Source organism: Nocardia gipuzkoensis (assembly GCF_021183645.1).
GTDB lineage: Bacteria > Actinomycetota > Actinomycetes > Mycobacteriales > Mycobacteriaceae > Nocardia > Nocardia abscessus.
In genome coordinates, this window is the sequence record NZ_CP089225.1 from 6,640,879 (window position 1) to 6,658,127 (window position 17,249).

At 68.8% G+C, this 17,249-nt stretch carries 16 protein-coding genes; 8 read left to right on the forward strand and 8 right to left on the reverse strand.

Translation table 11 applies throughout. The features are described 5' to 3' along the window. Nucleotides 1-61: 61 nt before the first annotated feature. The gene (locus LTT66_RS30350; protein WP_233061974.1) at nt 62-1,492 is read right to left on the reverse strand and encodes an MFS transporter; all 1,431 of its coding nucleotides are present in this window, start codon (nt 1,490-1,492) and stop codon (nt 62-64) included. A 13-nt stretch (nt 1,493-1,505) separates the two neighbouring features. After that, entirely contained in the window at nt 1,506-2,306 is an 801-nt protein-coding gene (locus tag LTT66_RS30355; protein WP_233061975.1) for an acyl-CoA thioesterase, read from the reverse strand. Between the two features lie 54 nt (nt 2,307-2,360). Here LTT66_RS30355 and LTT66_RS30360 point away from each other — a divergent pair, with 54 nt between their 5' ends. From LTT66_RS30360 to LTT66_RS30385, 6 genes are all read left to right on the forward strand, one after another. Next, complete coding sequence (locus LTT66_RS30360; protein WP_233069449.1) at nt 2,361-2,834, forward strand: winged helix-turn-helix transcriptional regulator; 474 nt, start codon at nt 2,361-2,363, stop codon at nt 2,832-2,834. Between the two features lie 55 nt (nt 2,835-2,889). Beyond that, a complete protein-coding gene (locus LTT66_RS30365; RefSeq protein WP_233061976.1) occupies nt 2,890-3,303 on the forward strand; it encodes an NUDIX hydrolase in 414 nt (137 codons plus the stop codon). Nucleotides 3,304-3,335: 32 nt separating this feature from the next. Next, entirely contained in the window at nt 3,336-3,836 is a 501-nt protein-coding gene (locus LTT66_RS30370) for a hypothetical protein (protein WP_233061977.1), read from the forward strand. A 184-nt stretch (nt 3,837-4,020) separates the two neighbouring features. Continuing rightward, nucleotides 4,021-4,761: an MSMEG_1198 family transcriptional regulator gene (locus LTT66_RS30375; RefSeq protein WP_233061978.1), complete on the forward strand. Its 741-nt coding sequence runs from the start codon at nt 4,021-4,023 to the stop codon at nt 4,759-4,761. A 165-nt stretch (nt 4,762-4,926) separates the two neighbouring features. Further along, nucleotides 4,927-5,718, forward strand: a complete 792-nt coding sequence (locus tag LTT66_RS30380; RefSeq protein ID WP_233061979.1) for a DUF2599 domain-containing protein — start codon at nt 4,927-4,929, stop codon at nt 5,716-5,718. 15 nt (nt 5,719-5,733) lie between these two features. Next, on the forward strand, nt 5,734-6,021 hold the full coding sequence (locus tag LTT66_RS30385) for a hypothetical protein (RefSeq protein ID WP_233061980.1): 288 nt from the start codon (nt 5,734-5,736) through the stop codon (nt 6,019-6,021). Nucleotides 6,022-6,043: 22 nt separating this feature from the next. Here the strand turns inward: LTT66_RS30385 and LTT66_RS30390 are convergent, their stop codons facing one another. Then, entirely contained in the window at nt 6,044-9,802 is a 3,759-nt protein-coding gene (locus tag LTT66_RS30390; protein ID WP_233061981.1) for an nSTAND1 domain-containing NTPase, read from the reverse strand. Between the two features lie 163 nt (nt 9,803-9,965). On the opposite strand from LTT66_RS30390, the gene LTT66_RS30395 reads away from it, so the two are divergent. Both LTT66_RS30395 and LTT66_RS30400 read left to right on the forward strand, forming a co-directional pair. Next, nucleotides 9,966-11,402, forward strand: coding sequence for a phenylacetate--CoA ligase family protein (locus LTT66_RS30395; protein ID WP_233061982.1), 1,437 nt, complete (start codon nt 9,966-9,968; stop codon nt 11,400-11,402). Beyond that, complete coding sequence (locus LTT66_RS30400; RefSeq protein ID WP_233061983.1) at nt 11,399-12,541, forward strand: ThiF family adenylyltransferase; 1,143 nt, start codon at nt 11,399-11,401, stop codon at nt 12,539-12,541. Before LTT66_RS30395 ends, LTT66_RS30400 begins: the two co-directional genes overlap by 4 nt. A 7-nt stretch (nt 12,542-12,548) precedes the next feature. On the opposite strand, the gene LTT66_RS30405 is transcribed toward LTT66_RS30400, so the two are convergent. From LTT66_RS30405 to LTT66_RS30425, 5 genes are all read right to left on the reverse strand, one after another. Beyond that, the gene (locus LTT66_RS30405; protein WP_233061984.1) at nt 12,549-13,301 is read right to left on the reverse strand and encodes an MSMEG_1198 family transcriptional regulator; all 753 of its coding nucleotides are present in this window, start codon (nt 13,299-13,301) and stop codon (nt 12,549-12,551) included. A 112-nt stretch (nt 13,302-13,413) separates the two neighbouring features. Beyond that, entirely contained in the window at nt 13,414-14,013 is a 600-nt protein-coding gene (locus LTT66_RS30410; RefSeq protein WP_181719691.1) for a GTP-binding protein, read from the reverse strand. Beyond that, a complete protein-coding gene (locus LTT66_RS30415; protein ID WP_233061985.1) occupies nt 13,994-14,368 on the reverse strand; it encodes a DUF742 domain-containing protein in 375 nt (124 codons plus the stop codon). The genes LTT66_RS30410 and LTT66_RS30415 overlap by 20 nt, the downstream gene beginning before the upstream one ends. Continuing rightward, entirely contained in the window at nt 14,365-14,790 is a 426-nt protein-coding gene (locus LTT66_RS30420; protein WP_043691167.1) for a roadblock/LC7 domain-containing protein, read from the reverse strand. The genes LTT66_RS30415 and LTT66_RS30420 overlap by 4 nt, the downstream gene beginning before the upstream one ends. A gap of 2 nt (nt 14,791-14,792) precedes the next feature. Continuing rightward, complete coding sequence (locus tag LTT66_RS30425) at nt 14,793-17,141, reverse strand: sensor histidine kinase (RefSeq protein ID WP_233061986.1); 2,349 nt, start codon at nt 17,139-17,141, stop codon at nt 14,793-14,795. Nucleotides 17,142-17,249: the final 108 nt, after the last annotated feature.

Sequence of the window (17,249 nt, forward strand, 5' to 3'; positions counted from 1 at the left end):
CGTGTGAAACCCCGGTCGACGCCCGGCATCTGCTGATGCCGGGCGTCGGCCGCGTCCGGGCTCAGGCGACGACCGACTCGGTGACCGACGCGGATTGCACGGCAGCGGTTTTCGGCATGCGGGCGGCCATGCCGACCAGACCCGCGATGACCGCCACCGCGGCCGTCGCGTACCACCCGCGCCGGAACGCGTCGAGTGCCGCCTCCGGACCGGTGGGTGTGCCGAGCACGGCGACCAGGACCGCGACCCCGACCGCCAGACCGATCTGGCGCGCCATGCTCAACACGGCCGATCCGGTCGCGAACCGCTGCGGCGGCAGTCCGCTCGTGCCCGCCGCGAAGGCGGTCGGCAGGGTGAGGCCGACGCCGATACCGCTGACCACCATCCCGCCGAGCAGACCGCCGAGGTAGTCGGGCGTCAGGGTGATCGCCCGCGCCCACCACAGCATGCCCGCGCCGAAGACGACACCGCCCGCGGCGATGACCGGCCCCGCCCCGATCCGGCCGATCAGCCGCCCCGCCAGGACGGCGATCACCGGCACCATCAGCGGGCCGGGCGCGATGGCCAGACCGGTGCGCAAGGCCGACCAGCCCCAGACGTTCTGCGCCCACAGCACCACCGACAGCAGCATCGCGCCGAAGGCGACGTTGAAGAACACCGCGTTGGCGGTCATCCATGCGAAGTTGGGTGCGCGCAGCAGCGCCGGATCCACCACCGGACTGTGGTGGCGGGCCGAGGAGAAGACGAACGCGACCGCCAGTATCGCCGCCACCGCGAAAGCGACCAGCACGCCCGCCGAGGACCACCCCCAGTCCGCGCCCTTGACCAGTCCGAGCACCAGTCCGGCGATCGCGCCGACCAGCAGCGCCGCACCCAGCAGGTCGGGCAGCCGCCCCCCGTCGCCCGGCGGATCGGGCAGCATCCGCACTCCGGCGACTACGGCGATCAGGCCGATCGGCACGTTCACCAGAAATACCCAGCGCCAGCCGAATTCGACGAGAACGCCGCCGAGCACGGGACCGAGCGCGGCGCCGAGCCCGCCGAAGGCGACCCACAGCCGGACCGCCGCCGCGCGGCGCTGCGGCGGGCTGGCCGCCAGCACCAAGCCGAGCGAGGCGGGCGTCAGCAGCGCGCCGCCCACGGCCTGCACGACGCGGAACACGACCAGTGACCCGACGTCCCACGCCGTCGCGCACAGTGCCGACCCGGCGACGAACACCACGAGCCCGAGCAGGAAGGTGGTGCGGATGCTGCGGCGGTCGCCGAGTCGTCCCGCCGGGACCAGCAGGGCGGCGAACACGATCGCGTAGGCGTTGAGCACCCAGGACAGCCCCGAGATCCGCGCTCCGCCGAAATCGGCGGCCATATCCGGCAGGGCGACATTGACGATGAACAGGTCCAGGCTCGACAGCAGCACGCCGATCGAGACGACGGCGAGCACGGCCCGGAAGTCGGCGGCGGCCCGGCTCGGCTTCGTAGCGGAGGAATGCACGATCGTCTCCGTTTCAGCCGAGCACACGGCGGGTCTGCCGGGCCGAGGCGAGCAGCAAGCCACTCCGGTCCCAGATCGAGGTGTCGTCCACCGACCAGCCGCCGCCGGTCGACGCGTTCACCGTGCGCACCAGCACCGGCAGCCCGCCGGTGGGTTCGGCGTGCAGGTGCATCGACAGCGCGACGGTGGGGATCGCGACGGGTGCGCGCAAGGTGGGAAAGACGGCGGGCGGCAAGGCGTCGGCGAGGATGGCCAGCGCCGCCGCGTCCGCGGGGATCTCGGGAACGAGTCCGATCCACGCGCACATCATCCGTTCGTCCGCGCCGGTGAGCGGCAGTGGTCCGGCGGCGGGGCGGATGTCGAAATGAGCTCCCGCCGGCACGATTTCGGGTGGGAGGGCGAACGGCGCACAGGCTTGGGGATCGGGTACCCGTGGTGCGGGCGGGCCCGCGTACTCCTCGACGCCGGTTTCCACGGTGCGTCCGAGTGTGACCGACGCCGCGGCGATCGGACTGCCGTCCTGGTCGGCGCGCACCTCCAGCGCGACGGTGCTGCGGCCGACGACGTGCTCGGTCGCGTCGAAGGTCAGCACGCCCTCTGTGGGGCGGCCCGAGAACCGGAGATCCACGGCCCGTACCGGCAGCGGTTCGGTGGCCGCCGCGCGTGCGACCTCGATGAGCAGTGCCGCGATCACGCCGCCGTGCGGTCCGGTCCATCCCCGCCAGGAGCGGTCGACCCGCGCTGCCCAACCGCCGGAACCGGTCTCGGTGAGCGCGAATTCCTCGGCGAGAGTCCGCGTAGTGAGTTGCTTCATGCAACGAACCATAAGGTGGTGAGTTCTATGAAGCAACTGACTATGCTGGTGGATATGCGCAGGACGAGCTTCGAGAACATGAACTGCTCGCTGGCCCAGTGCCTGGAGGTGGTCGGGGAGTGGTGGACGCTGCTGATCGTGCGCGACGCCCTGTTCGGCGTAACGCGCTTCGACGACTTCCGCGCGCGCCTCGGGATCGCCCGCAACGTGCTCACCCAGCGCCTCGAGCACCTCGTCGAGCACGGAGTGCTGACCAAGGAGCCCTACCAGGACAACCCGGTGCGCCATGACTACCGGCTCACCCCGAAAGGCCGCTCGCTGTGGTTGGTCGTCACCGCGATGCGTCAATGGGGGGACGAATGGGCCGCGCCGGACGGCCCGCCGGTGCAGACGAGGCACACCGGTTGCGGACACCTCGCGACCGTCGAGCCGGTGTGCTCCGAGTGCGGCGAACACATCGCCCCGCGCGACCTGCGTCCGGTTCTCGGCCCCGGAGCCAAGGACGCCTCCCTGCTCCCGTCCCGCTGAGGCGAGCGGCGACGCCCGTCCCGCGTCCGGCGCGGCGCGGCGTTAGGCTGCGGCGGTGGCGGACGGGCGAGTGCGGCAGTTGATCGACACGGTGGCGTGGGTGCGCATCGAGGAGGGGCGGATCCTCTGCGCCAGGCCGCGGGGTAAGGACGTCTTTTATATTCCCGGCGGCAAGCGCGAAGGCGGCGAAACCGATCTGCAGACGCTGCTGCGCGAGATCGAGGAGGAACTCACCGTCGCACTGCTGCCGGAGACCGCCGCGCACGTCGGCACCTACGAGGCGGTGCACGGCCCGGCGGACGGTGCGGTGGTGCGGATGAGTTGCTATACCGCCGACTATCGCGGCACCCTCGCCGCCAGCAGCGAGATCGAGGAAGTCGCGTGGTTCCGCTACGCTGACCGCGCCCTGGTCCCGCCGGTCGACCAGTTGCTGTTCGACGATCTGGTGCACGCGGGCCTGCTGCGGTGAATCGCGGGCCGAACAGCGCTACCGTCGGCGGTATGTCGTGGCTTCGGGCACTCCTGCGTTACGCCGCCTACGCGCTACGGGTACTGCCGCTGGCCGTGCGGCGGATTCCGACCCGGCTGCGCGTGCCGCGGCGAATGCTCGGCGAATCGGTTCTCCCGCACAAGTTCTCGGCGGCGCGATCGGTGTCGCACTCCCTGCTCAGTGGCGCGGTCGGTTTGCTGACCTGGTTCCTGGCGGTGCTGGCGGTCATCGCCGCGTTCCGGGGCATCTGCTATCCGCTCGTCACAGGAGAAGACGATCTCGCGGGCTCCTGGGGCGGGCCCACCTTGGCGGGCGCATGGGCGGTGCACGCGGCGCTCGGCATCGGGCTGCTGCCGGTCTGGCTGCTCGTCCTGGCCGGGCTCGGCGCGTTCCAGTTGCGGCTGGCCCGCGGGCTGCTCGGCCGGAACGGACCGTGGTGGCCGGTTCCGGTCGCGGTGGCGCTGGCCGTGGGCGGCGCCCTGCTGTTGCGCGCGTGGCTGCGGCAGGTGTGAGGCAGGTCCGCCGTCGCCTGGGTCACCGGTCACCCGCTCGCGGGCGCGTTCGGATCGTTTCCGCCCGGCGCGCCCGGTGACGAGCAACATGTTGCTCGACGGAGGCATTCCGGAGCGAAATCTGTTGCGAAGCACCGCATTCGGGCTCTTGCGTTGATCGGCATCCACCGTCGAATATCGCGCTATGGAATCAAGCTTGCGGCTGCTGGTCGCCTCACCGCTGGGTCAGATCATCGCTCCGACTCTGTCGCAGGCGTTTCCGGCGTCGAATGTCTGCGTGGCCGGCGACGGAGACGCCGTCCGCGGCGAGGTGGTCGGGCGTTTCCGCTTCGACGTCGTGCTCTGTGACCTGATCTGGAACCATCCGGACTCGGAGTATCGCTTCGATGGCTTGGACGTCATCGACCTGCTACGCGACAGCAACCGCCATACCGCGGTTCTGCTCGCGGCCCAGGGCCACAGCATGGAGCGTGACCACCTCGACGAGGCCCGGGATCGGTCCGGCGAGATCGCCGAGTACTACGACAAATCCTCGGGCGTGCCCGCCTTGCTCGAGGCCGTGCGGCGGGCGGCCACCGGCGGGAGTACGCCCCTGTCGCCTCCGCGGGAGGGACCACCGTCGTTGTGCACGCTCTTCGGCGATCCGCATGGCCGCACCGCCGCACGACTGGCCGGCGCGATCGCCGCCGGATCGGCATGGGACTACCCGTCACTGGCGCGGGTGGCCAAAGTGGGCGGGCACACCGCGAACAAGGCGACGAACGCCTACATCGGACCGATCATTCGGGAACGCGGAGAGCTACCCGACGATACGCCGCTGACCCAGGGCGCGGTCTTCCGATGGTGCGGTGAGCACGCGCACTATCTGATCAGCTGGTGCCGACGCAACGGGCACGCGGATGTACTCGGCCCGCGATTCGTCTGACGCCCCGCGCCGCCCCAGCGTCGGCAGTTCCAGCGCTGCGGCAAGATCTTGCCCGGCACGCCGAGAATCGGCTGTTCCTTGCCGATTGCCACAAGGTGGCGGTCAATCCTGTCCTCCGTGCTTCGATGACCGTTCTTCCTCGATTTCTCGTGCTTCCATCGAAGTGTGCCTGCCGATAACTGGCGGCATTCCCCCGCACCTACGCTGGAGTACTTCATGTTCCATGAGTCCCTGCGCTCTGCGCGCTTCCGTGGCGCGGCGCTCGCGACCGTCCTCTGTGCGCTCGTGTTCGGCGCGGTGTTGCCTGCCCCGGCGCAGGCGGACGCGCGATACCCCGTGGCGTGGACCAAAATCGGAATCTACCCGCAAAGCGCTCCCTCCATGGGTTCGGGGCAGATCGGAAAGGCGCTACCGGACGGCGCTGTGGTGACGATCGTGTGCGAGCAACGGGGGCAGTCGGTGTCGAACGGCTTGAACACCACCGATATCTGGGAGCGGCTCGACACGGGCGCGTGGTTGCCGAACGCCTTCATCAAGACCGGTGTCGACGGCTGGACGCCCGGCGTTCCCCGGTGCGACGAACTCGCGAAGAAGGCACCGGCGAACACCCAGGATCGCTCGGCCGACCGAGCCGAAGTCGAAAAGGCGACTCGCTCGGTCTGCGGGGACTACGTGGCCTCGTTCAAGTGGATCAAGCGAGACGGCGTCGAATCGCTGAGCGTGGTGCCGACCGACTGCGGACGCTTGACCGCGTTTGTCAACAAGCAGGCGTCGTTCGACGAGCTGTACCACAAGGTTCGCGCCAACTGGGCCGACAATGTCTACTGGAGCATGCACAATCAGTGGACTTGCCACGCGGACTGGGCGCCGCCCTATCTCAAGAACGAATGGAACCTGGAGCAGGTGCGGCCCAATGTCGGCTATTGGAACACCGTGTTCAAGGGTTGCAATCCGTAGAAGGGTCGGGCCGTCGTGTTGCTGCTTCCGGTGATGCTGATACTCGCGGGCGCCGCGGGATTCGTTCTCCTCCGTGGGCCCCGAGCCCGGCTTCCGCGAATCTGGAGCAGTGCCTTCGCGGTCGCCGGATTGGTGTCGGTATGCGTCGGTGCGGTGCTCTTGTACAACTCAGCGATCGAGGCCGACGAGCGCGGGGTGTCGGCTTCGGAGACGATGTTGTGGTGGGAGTACGCCGTTTTCGTCGCTGGACTCGTGTGCACGGTGTCGGCGTGCTTCGTGGCGCTGCTGTGGCGACGGCGATGAACGTCGAGGCTCCCTTGCGGAACTAGCCTGCGCACAGGTCGTACCGTGGGACGCCGGGCAGGTAACGCTGCCATTCCGTAGCGGTCAGGAGCGTGCTTCCACTGCGGCACAGGGCGGCGGCGACGTGCTCGGGTTCGGTTGCCCACAGCCGTACCACCTTGTCCGGCCCGGCCGCGAGCAAGAGGTCTCCGCGCAGACCGTAGACGGCGTCGTTGACTCTGCCGGTGTAGGCGCTGAGCACGGCGGATCGTCGCGGCCGGCGGGGATCGGAGATGTCCCACACCCAGATTCCGTTGTCGCTGGCGCCGCCGACGAGGCGCGTGCCGTCCGGACCGAAGCTGACGCTGATGATCGCGTCGGCGGCCCCGGCGAGCGTGGACAGCGGTCGCGGCGCGCCTGATTCGGAGACATCGAACAGCTGCACGGTATGGTCCATGCTGCCCGCGGCGAGGACCTGAGCCGTCGGGCTGAATGCCACGGAGGTCAGGTCGTTGGTGAACCCGGACAGTCTCGGCAGTTCTACCGGGCGGGCGCGATCACGGATGTCCCAGCGGCGCACCGACTCGTCGGAGGTGGCGACCGCCAGGTTGTCCCCGGTGCTGTCGATGGCCACGATGCCGGGCAGCCCTGGTCCCGCATCGAGGTCGGCCAGCCGTTGCGGCGCGGCGGGATCGGTGGTGTCCCACGCGGTCACGACGGGATCGTCCTGACCCGCGACCACCAGTATCGTGGCGTCCGGGGAGTAGGTCAGGCTGGCGACGATGCCGTTGACGGCGCTTATGGTCGATGTCAGCCGGGGCTGCCACGGATCGCGAACATCCCAGAGCAGCACGCGACCGGATCTGGTGGCGACCGCGGCGGAGGAGCCGTCGAGCGACAGGGCCACCGCGCCGCAGGTCTTCTCCTCCGGGCCCACGGGAAGTGCCGGGTACTCGACCGGGGTGGCCGGGGCGCCGACGTTCCACAGGTGGGCGGTGCCGTCGCCGGCGCCCGCGCCGACCAGCACGAGTTCACCCCTGCGGTCGATCGGCGTCTGGAAGACGACACTCTGCGCCCCGCGCAGGATCGGGCCGGGCAACGGCCAGATCCGCACCGCGCCGTCCAGGCTTCCGGTGATCACCGCACGGCCGTCCAAGGCGAATCGAACCGAGACCACGATGACCGGATTGGGCAGTTCCATCTCCAATTGCCCGGAGTCCAGCCGCCATACCCGGGTCTTGTTGTCCGAGCTGCCCGCGGCCAGCCGGCTGCCGTCCGGACTGAACGCCACGTCGTTGACGTAGCTGGTGAACCCACGCAGCGGTGCTTGGGCGGCCGGGCGCGCCGGATCGCGCACATCCCAGCGGCGGACCTCGTTGCCGCGTCCGGGGGCGGCGAGGACGGTGCCGTCCGGTCCGAACTTCAGTGCGTGCGCCTGTGCCGTCGACCCGTCGGGAGCAACGTCGGCCAGCAGCGGTGGCGAAGCGCCGCTGCCGGCCCAAATGCGCAGCGAGCCCGCCATTCCGGCAGCGGCGACGAACCGGCCGTCCGGGCTGAACGCGACCACCGGCGCACCCGCGGGTAGTTCGAGTGCGCCCAGTGGCACCGGGGCCCGGGGATCGGTGATGTCCCAGCGCGCGATGGCCGACGAGGCGGTGCCCGCGGCGAGCGAACGTCCGTCGGCACCGATGGCGAGGTTGCGATACACCGCGGCGGCGGCTCCCAAGGTGGACCGGCGCTGCGGAGCCGCGGGATCGCTGAGATCCCAGAGATCGATGTGGTCGTTGAACGAGGCGGCGAGCAGCGATCCGCTCGCGGTCATCGATATGGCGCCGAGTACGTCGCCGGGCTTCGCCGCCGTGATGTGACCGGCATGCTGGGCCGTGCCGCCCGGGGCCAGACGCAGGATGTCGATGGAGGAGTCGCTCCTGCCGACGGCGAGAACGCCTCCGGCCTGGTCGGTGGCGACCAGCGCGCCGCCGTCGGGGCCGAGCAGACGGTTCGGGGTGTGCACCGCGGAACTGTCCAGCAGTGCCGAACGCGCCTCGAGGGTCGGCTCGAGCCGGAACGCGGCGAGGGCGAGCTGAGCCGACAGGGCGGGATCCGTGCCGCGCAATCGTTCTGCCTGCGCGGCGATCTGACGCGACATCGCCTCGTCACGGGCCTGCGCCGCGTTGGAGCGCGCGACCAACGCCACGACGGTCAGCACGATCGCCGCGACCAAGGCGATCGCCAAGCCGACGACCATTTCCTGCAGGATACGGGTACGGCGTCGTTCCCGTGCGCGCACCTCGGCCTGGTGCGCGACGCTCGCGGCGATGTACTCGCGCTCGCTCTGGTTGAGATCGCGATCGTGGCCGTCGGTGTTCGCCCAGTCCTGGACGAATTCCAGTCTGGCCGGGCCGAGCAGCAGACTCGGGTCGTGGTCGTTGTCGAGCCAGACGTGGGTGGCCTCGGTCAACCGGCGGTGCACCGTGAGGGTCTCGCGATCCTGGTTCACCCATCGCGTCATCCGCGACCACGCGCCCACCAGCGCCTCGTGCGTGATCTCGACGGTTTCCTCCTCGACCGTCAGCAGCCGGTGCGAGGCGAACCGCTCGATCACGATGTTGACATCCGACACGGAGTCGTCGTCGAAGAACAACTCCGGGCGCTGCACCCGCCGCCGGGTGATCGCCTCCTCGTCCACGTTGAGCAGCCGCAAGAACGTCCGGCGCGCGATCTGCCGTTGCGGCTCGGTGAGTCCTCGCAGCACCGTCTCGGCGGTCTGCTCGACCGCGCCGGCGATGCCGCCGACGGCGTTGTAGTCCGCCACCGTCATCCGCCGACGGGTGGAGCGCTGCCAGGTCTCGAGCAGCGCGTGCGACAGCAACGGAAGCGCGCCGGTGTCATGGGCGGCCGTCGATCCGCGCGGCGCGAGCTCGACCACGAGCAGGTGAACCAGCTCGTCCTCGACCGTCCAATTGGCTTTGCGAGCCGGTTCGACGATCGCTTCCCGCAGTGCTTCCTTGGTGAGCGGGCCGACCAGCACCGACTGGTGGGCCAGCGCGTCGTGCAGGACTGGCTGCTCGGCCGCATGGTGGTAGAAGTCGGCTCGCAACCCGAGCACGTAGGTCCGCTCCGGAGCGGCGGTGGTGAGCGCCGTGAGGAATTCGGCTCGCTCGGCAGGGTCCGGGCACAGCGTCCAGGTCTCTTCGAATTGATCGATGATCACGACCTCGGCCGCTGTCACCGCCGCGAGCGCGCGGGCTGGATGGGCCCCCGGCGTGATCACCGACACCGTCCTGCCCGCCTGCCGCAGCGCGGGCAGCAGTCCGGCACGCAACAGCGACGACTTCCCGGAGCCCGACGCGCCGATCACGACGAGAATCCGGTGTGGCGACCCGGTCAGCGCCGCGATGCGCTGGTGCAACTCCTCCGTCAATTGCGTGCGACCGAACAGCCATTCGGCGTCGTCCGGTTGAAAGGCCTCCAGGCCGAGGTAGGGGATCGGGCCCTGGTGACGTTTGCGGCCGGTGGTCGGGCGGACCTGCCGGACGGCGGCCAGCCACCGCTGCTGCGCCTGGGCATCGTGAACGCCGCACGCGGCCAGCACATCACGAAACATCCGCTCGTTCTGCTCAGTGGGCACATGATGACCGGCGAACCATCCGCTAACAGTGCCGTGCAGGCATCCCGACCGTTCGACCACCTGCCGCACGGTGAGCCCGGCGTCGGTGCGCAGGCGCCGGAACGCGACCGCGAATTCCTCCCGATTGGAGACCGGCAGCGATTCCGGCCCCGTTCCTCCCCCGTGTGCCATGAGGGGATTCTATCGGCCGCGGGGTGCGGCCGCCGCGTGTCGTACGGACCTTGTATTGACTACTTTCTGCCGCGTCCACGCTGCTCAGACGATCTTCTCAGCCCGCAGTTCGCCGACGCCGACCGTGGCACGCACAGCGGCGGGTGGGAAGGAATCACCGAATATGTCCGCTCCACTGTTGTTACCCGTCGACACCACTCCCGGATTCGACCGGGCATTGGATGTCTTTCACCGCGCGGCGCATCATGTGCCGGCCTACCGCGAGTTCCTCGCCCGGCATGAAATCGACCCGGCAAACGTCCGGACTGCGGCGGAATTCGCCGCTGTGCCGCCGATGACGAAAGGGAACTACCTGCGGCACTATCCGCTCGAGACATTGCTGTGGCACGGCGACGTCACGCAGGCGGGCACCTGGTCGTGCAGCTCCGGATCCTCCGGCCGGCCGACCTATTGGCCGCGCGACCTCGTCGCCCACGAGGAGGCGATCGAGCTCTACAGCCGGATGTTCCGCGGGCACTTCCAGACCCACCGGCGTTCGACGCTGCTGGTGATCTGCTTCGCCATGGGCAACTGGATCGGCGGCACGTACACCTACACGGCGGCGCTGGCATTGCGCGGCCGTGGACACAAACTGTCGGTCATCACCCCGGGTATCGAACTCGAGACGATCCTGGCGAACATCGCCGAGCTGGGTCCGCGCTACGACCAGGTCGTTATCGCCGGATATCCGCCGTTCGTCAAAGACGTGCTCGATCATGCGCCCGAGGAGGTACTGCGGCGGGATCTGCGGGTGCTGCTCGCGGGCGAGGCCATCACCGAGCAGTGGCGCGACTACGTTCTCGAACGGATCGGCAAAGCCGGGCGCCCCGACGACATCTGCGTCGTCTACGGCACGGCCGACGCGGGCATCATGGGCTGCGAGACCCGGACCACCATCGCGGTCCGGCGAGCGGCGCAGCGGGATCCCGCGCTGCGGGAAGCTCTGTTCGGCGCCGGGCATCACCAGCCCACCTTCGTGGAGTACGACGCCGACTTGCGATACACCGAGGTGGACAGCGAGGGCCGGTTCCTGTTCTCCGCCGACACCGCTATTCCCCTGGTGCGCTATCGGGTCAACGATGTCGGAGAGGTCATGTCCGCCGCGCGTCTCGCGGACACGCTGCGCGAGCACGGCCACCGGTTGCCGGTCGTCACCTCGACGGACTCCTGCGGTTTCCTGGCGCTGCACCGGCGCACCGATGTCGCGGCATCGTTCTACGCACTGGAGATCTATCCGGAGAACATTCGCGCCGCTCTGGAGGACCCGGTGGTCGCCCGCACGGTCAGTGGCAAGTTCGTGCTGGCGGTCGAACACGACGACCGGTTCGAGCAGAGGCTGCATCTGCGTGTCGAGCTGCGCGAGGGCGCCTGCCCGGCAGGCGGGTTCGGGCCGATGCTGCAAGGCACGGTCACCGAGGCGCTGCGGCGCACCAATGACGAGTACCGGCGCCTGCACGCGACGCTCGGCGCCGCGGTCGAACCGGTGATCAGTCTGCACCACTTCGGCAGCGCGGGCTTCGAGGCCGGTATCAAGCACCGCTGGACGCAGGTGCGGGCATGATCGAGATCTTGCATCCCGTCGCCGACCGCGGGCGCATCGCCGAGCTGCTCGCACCCCGATCGGAATACCGATTCGTCGATTGCTGGACCAGCGCACTGCCGGAACTGGCCGTCATCGATCGCCCCGAGTTCGCCGCCGGGACAGCGGCGGCCGGACACGCACTGGCCACCTATATGGCATCCGCCCTGGATGACGGTTCGATCGATCGGATCAGCCGCTTCGTCGTCTTCCCGTGGCGCAGAACCATCGTCAAACTTCCCGATGCGGAGCATTTCTGGCGTCTTCGCACTGCCCGCAATCGGCACTTGCTCACCGGTGACGAGCAGGAGGCGTGGTCGCGGGCCTTGATCGGCGTCGCGGGGCTGAGCGTCGGCGCCTCGGCGCTGGCCGTGTGCGCACTGACCGGTGCGCGGCGATTCCGTCTCGCCGAACGCGACACCCTCGGATGCAGCAATCTGAACCGGCTGCAAGGATCGGTGTGCGACGTGGGCGAGCCGAAACTCACCCTCGCGCAACGCCGCACCTTCGAGCTGGATCCGTACTGCGAGATCACGGGCTTCCCGGCCGGCTACCAGCCCGAGACGGCCGCGGGTTATCTCGGAGTGCCGGGGCCGGGGGAGCGGCTGTCGGTGGTGATCGAGGAGATGGACGACTTCGCGATGAAAGTCGACATCCGGCGCAGGGCCCGTGCGGCGGGAATCCCGGTGCTGATGGTCACCGATCACGGGGACAACGCTTTCCTGGACGTGGAACGCTATGACCTCCAACCGGACTATCCGCTGTTCCACGGAAAGGCGGGTGAGGTGACCGAACTGTCGCCGAACGACCTTCGTGACCCGCGCCGCCGGATCGAGTTGGCTGTCGCGATCGTCGGCAGCCGCATCAGCCCCCGCACGCGCTATTCGCTCACCCAGGTAGGGCACAGCCTGGCTTCCTGGCCGCAGCTGGGAACAGCGGTGTCGCTGGCGGGCGCGCTGGCGGGTGTGGCGGCGAGGGCGATCGTCTGCGGCAAGGAGTTGCCTTCCGGGAGGTACCGCATCGATCTGGACGAGTCGCTGTTCGGCCGCCGGGAAATCGCCGAGCACAGCTGGAACGAGTTGGGGGAAGAAGAATTCCTGGCGAAGCTCGAGTTCGGCTAGCACCGCGTCAGGTATCGGTCGCCGGTTCGTCCGGCGACCGATACATCGGACGTAAGACGTCGGCGTGACCATTCCTGCGGCACCAGCTGGTCAGGTACCGAGCGTGCAGGCCGCACCATCGGTAGACGGCGCCCAAGGTCATCGGCAATCCGGCTTCGTGCTCGCCGCGCTGCACGATGATCGGGCCGAGATAGGTGCTGGTCACCTTGTTCGCGGTGTTCACCCCGACCTGGGCCGCACGAGCCAGGGACGGTGCGTCCGAAGCACGGCCCGCGGCGATCGCTCCCGCGAGCCGACCCGCCGTGGAGCCGCGCTGACCGCTGAAGAAGGTGTAGAGCGGGGTGCCGGAACCCGGTGCCACATCGACGCCGGCCTTCGCGCCGACCGCGGCGGACCGGATGGCCTCGAGCAAGTCCTCGACGCCGGAGGACTTGGCGCACACCCCGGCGACCTCGGGACGCAATCGAGCCTCGTCCAGCAAGTCCTGCTCCATGCTGTGGCCCTGAGTCGCCATCAGGACCGGTGCCAGTCGGTTGGCTTTCGCCAGCATGTTCACGACATCGAGACCGTCGAAGGAAAATTCCAGGGCCGGGTTGTTCCAGACCAGGTCGGCCACCACGACATCGAAACGGAAGGTTGCGGTGATCGCCTCCTGAACCGTGCGCCGGTCCGGCGCGACGATGACCACCGCCTCGTGCAGCGCCTGTGTCAAAGCCGGAGCGATGACCTTGCCCAGTGGAGAGGCGATCAATATCCTCATCCCGGTTCCCATGCGCCAATCTTTATATGGGACAGGATGTTCGAGCAAGCCGATCGGTCGTCGCGCCGAAAGGTTTGCCCATGCAGGCAATTAGGCGACCGCCCGGTTCTGATCAGGTGGTCGCGTGCGCCCGCTGTGCCCGCTGGATGAGGTGCTCGACGAGAGTGAGCAGAACGTCTTTGCAAGATCCGCGGTCACGGGCGTCGCAGAGCATGACGGGGGTGACCGAGTCCAGGTCGAGGGCGTCGCGTACTTCGTCGATGGTGTAGTGGGGGGCGCCGTCGAAACAGTTCACACCGACCATGAACGGCAGGCCGCGCCGTTCGAAGAAGTCCACGGCGGCAAAGGAGTTGCCCAGCCTGCGCGTATCGGCGAGCACGACGGCGCCGAGCGCGCCGCGCGCCAGTTCGTCCCACAGGAACCAGAACCGGTCCTGGCCCGGCGTGCCGAACAGGTAGAGCACCAGGTCGCGGTCGATGGTCAGTCTGCCGAAATCCAGTGCGACCGTGGTCGTGGACTTCTGCTCCACGCCCGACAGATCATCGATGCCGGTGCTCACCTCGGTGATCAGCTCCTCGGTGCGCAGTGGCGCGACTTCGCTGATCGCCGAGACCATGGTGGTCTTGCCGACGCCGAACCCGCCGGCGACGAGGATCTTGACCGACGCGGCCAATTGCGGTGTGCCGCTCGGGTCAAAGTTTTCGGATTCCATCCAGTACCGCTCGCAATATGTTGAGGTCATCGGGTCCGGCCTCCGTCGGAACGGGAGCGCGGAAGATCAGTTGCCCGTCGCCGATCAGGTCACCGACGAGGATCTTCGTCACCGCCAGCGGCAAGTGCAACTGCGCGGAGAGTTCGGCGACGGTCTGCGAAACCCGGCACAGCCGAAGAATATCTGTGTACTCGGGTTCGCTCCGCCGCAGTGTGGACGCGGAGTTGTCCACGACCACGGTGGTGAGCATATCCAGTTCGGGTCCGGTGAAGCTGGTGCGGCCGCGCGTGAGCGCGTACGGACGGACCAGCGGGCCTGCCGCCTCGTCGAACCAGGGCTCACGTGGGTCGGTCATGGCCGGTTCTGCTCGACCTGTCCGACGAGGTCCTGGCGCGGGGTGGTGGACAGGTAGCTGCCGACGCGCTGAACGGTCAGATTCATCTCATAGGCCACCATGCCGAGGTTGGCGGACTCGGCGGCTTGCAGGGCCAGGCAGGCGTTGTCGCCCGCGGAGGTCACGAACAGTACCGCGCGGTCGAGCTCGATGACCGCCTGCCGGACGCCGCCGCCGTCGAATCGGTTGCCCGCGCTGCGCGCCAGTCCGTAGAGCGCCGAGGACATCGCGCCGAAGTGTTCGGCGTCCTCTCTGCTCATACCGCTGGACCGGCCGAGTAGTAGCCCGTCGGTGGACAGCACCACCGCGTGGCGCACGCCGGCCAGCCGGTCGACGAGATCGTCGAGCAGCCAATTCAGATCACCTGCGGGAGAAGCGGACACCCCTAGCCTTCCTGTTCGTCGGGGATGGTGGCGCGGCGGCCCTGTCTGGTCCCGTTCTCGATGGCGGACATCAGATCACGGGCTTGTTCGGCGGAGCGTACGGATTGCGCGGCGGCGGCCTGTTCCTGAACCGGCTGCGTCAATTGCGGTGCGAGATTGGTCTGCCGGTTGCGCCGGGGCAGCGGGGGACGGCCGTCCGGGCCCGGGTTCGTCGGCGCTTCGGTGTACGGCCGCGGTGCGTAGCGCGGGGGCGTGGCGGATTCGGTCGCCAGCGTCGCGACCGAGGACGCGGTGGTCTGCGCGGAGTCACCCGCCTCATGGGTGGCTACCGGTGCGGCGATGAGACTGCGGCGGCTGCCGGGATCGGTGAGTTCCGCCGGTCGCTGCGGCACGCCCGAATCACCGACGACCAGGGCGGACGGAATGATCACGATGGCCTTGATGCCGCCGTAGTCGGACTCCGACAGCCGCACCGAGATACTGTGGCGCGCGGCGAGCTGCGCGACCACGAACAGTCCCAGCCGGGAGTCGGCCGACAGTGCCGCCACCCCGAAATCCGGTGGATTGCGCAGCGTCTCGTTCATCCTGGCCAGGTCGGCCTCGGACATGCCCATGCCCTGGTCGGCGATCTCGACCACGACGCCTTTGCCGACCACGTTGCCTGCCACCTCCACCCGCGACTGCGGCGGGGAGAAGGAGGTCGCGTTGTCCACCAGCTCGGCGAGCAGGTGGATGAGGTCGGCGACCACCGTGCCGAGGACGTGGATTTCGGGCAACCGCGCCACCCGGACCCGGGTGTAGTCGAGGGTCTCGCCGACAGCGCTGCGCACCAGGTCGACGAGCGGGACCGGGTTGCGCCACTGCCTGCCCGGCTTGCCGCCGCCGAGGATGGTCAGATTCTCGGCGTTGCGCCGCTCGCGGGTGGCGAGGTGGTCGAGCCGGAACAGCGTGTCGAGCAGGACCGGATCTTCCTGGCGCTGCTCGGCTTCGTCGAGAATTTCCAGCTGCCGGTGCACCACGATCTGGCTGCGGTGCGCGATGTTCAGGAACACCGCTTTCACTCCCTCGCGGGTGCGGGCTTCGGCCACCGCCGCGGAGACTGCCGCGGAGTGCGCGTGCTGGAACGCCTTGGCCACCTGGCCGATCTCGTCGCTGCCGTAGTCCAGGTTCGGGGATTCGGCGGCGGGATCGACGGCTTCACCGTCGCGCAGCCTGCGCAACATGTCGGGCAGTCGCTCGTCGGCCAGCGCGAGCGTTTCTCCGCGCAGCCGCTTGAGCCTGCGGATGACGCGGTTGGCCAGGACGACCGCGACGACGAGCACCAGAAAGCCGACCAGCAGCATGCCGCCACCCGTGACGGCGGATCTGGTCGCCGTCACGACGGCCTTGTCTTCGGCGATCTGCTGGACATCCTTGTTGTACACCGACCAGGCATCGAGCAACCCGCGGCTGACCTCGGCCGCCGCACGACGCCATTCGTCGGTGTTCAGCGGAAGCGCAGGCAAGGTCGATTGCCGTGTGCTCGGATTCGCCGAGGAGGGCGATGTGGTCGCGGCAGCCGTCGCGGCGCTGACGCGCTGGACGATGGCGTTCTCCATCGCGGTCAGCTGTTGCCAAGCCGTGCCGGTGGACAGCGCCTGCAGGCGGGCTTTGATCGGGCCGTCCAGTTCGGTGATGAGGGTGGCGATTTCGGTGTGATAGAAGCCGGTCTGGCGGGTGTACTCGTCGATCGGGATGAGCGGGGGAGTGGCGCCGTGGACGTAGACCGCACCGAGGGCGTCGCTGCGCGCCATGGCCTCGCTCACGTAGAACAGGCGGATGCCGGCTACGGTGCCCACGGCGATCTCGCTGTCCGGCGCGCTCTGCACGGTGGACTTGGCGCCGGTGGGGATCGGGTCGAGCAGCCGGTTGTAGAACATGTACGCGTCCGGGATGGGCAGTGCGCCCGCGTCGGCGGCGGAGCGGACCGTGGTCAAGCTCTGCGTCAGCATGACCAGGTCGGCGTCGTCTTCGGTGATCTTGGACTCATCGACGTCGCGCAGGTTCGCCGAGGCCGCGAGCAGACGCCGTACCGCCGCGTCCACGCGCATGCGAGCGGTGCCGAGCGCGGCGGCGAGGGTGTCGTCGCCGGATAGCTGGGAGAGCGTCAGCTGGCGTTCCTGCTGGACCGCGTCCATGACCTCACTGGTCACCGGGATGGCGTTCTGACTCTCCGCGGCCCAGTCCTTGGCTTTCGTTCCTTCGGCTACCAGGTAGCCCGCGCCGCCCAAACCGGCCAACAGCAGAGTCAGACTCGGAATGAGCGCGATAGCCAGAATCCGGGTGCGGACCCCGAGCCTCGCTCTGAACATCGGCATAACGTAAACCACGAACCCGGCTATCCGGACGTCCGGTCCCGGTGAGTGGGACTGGATTTGACCAGAGCGGCAGCGTCGTGCGTCGCCGATGAGTACTGCCCG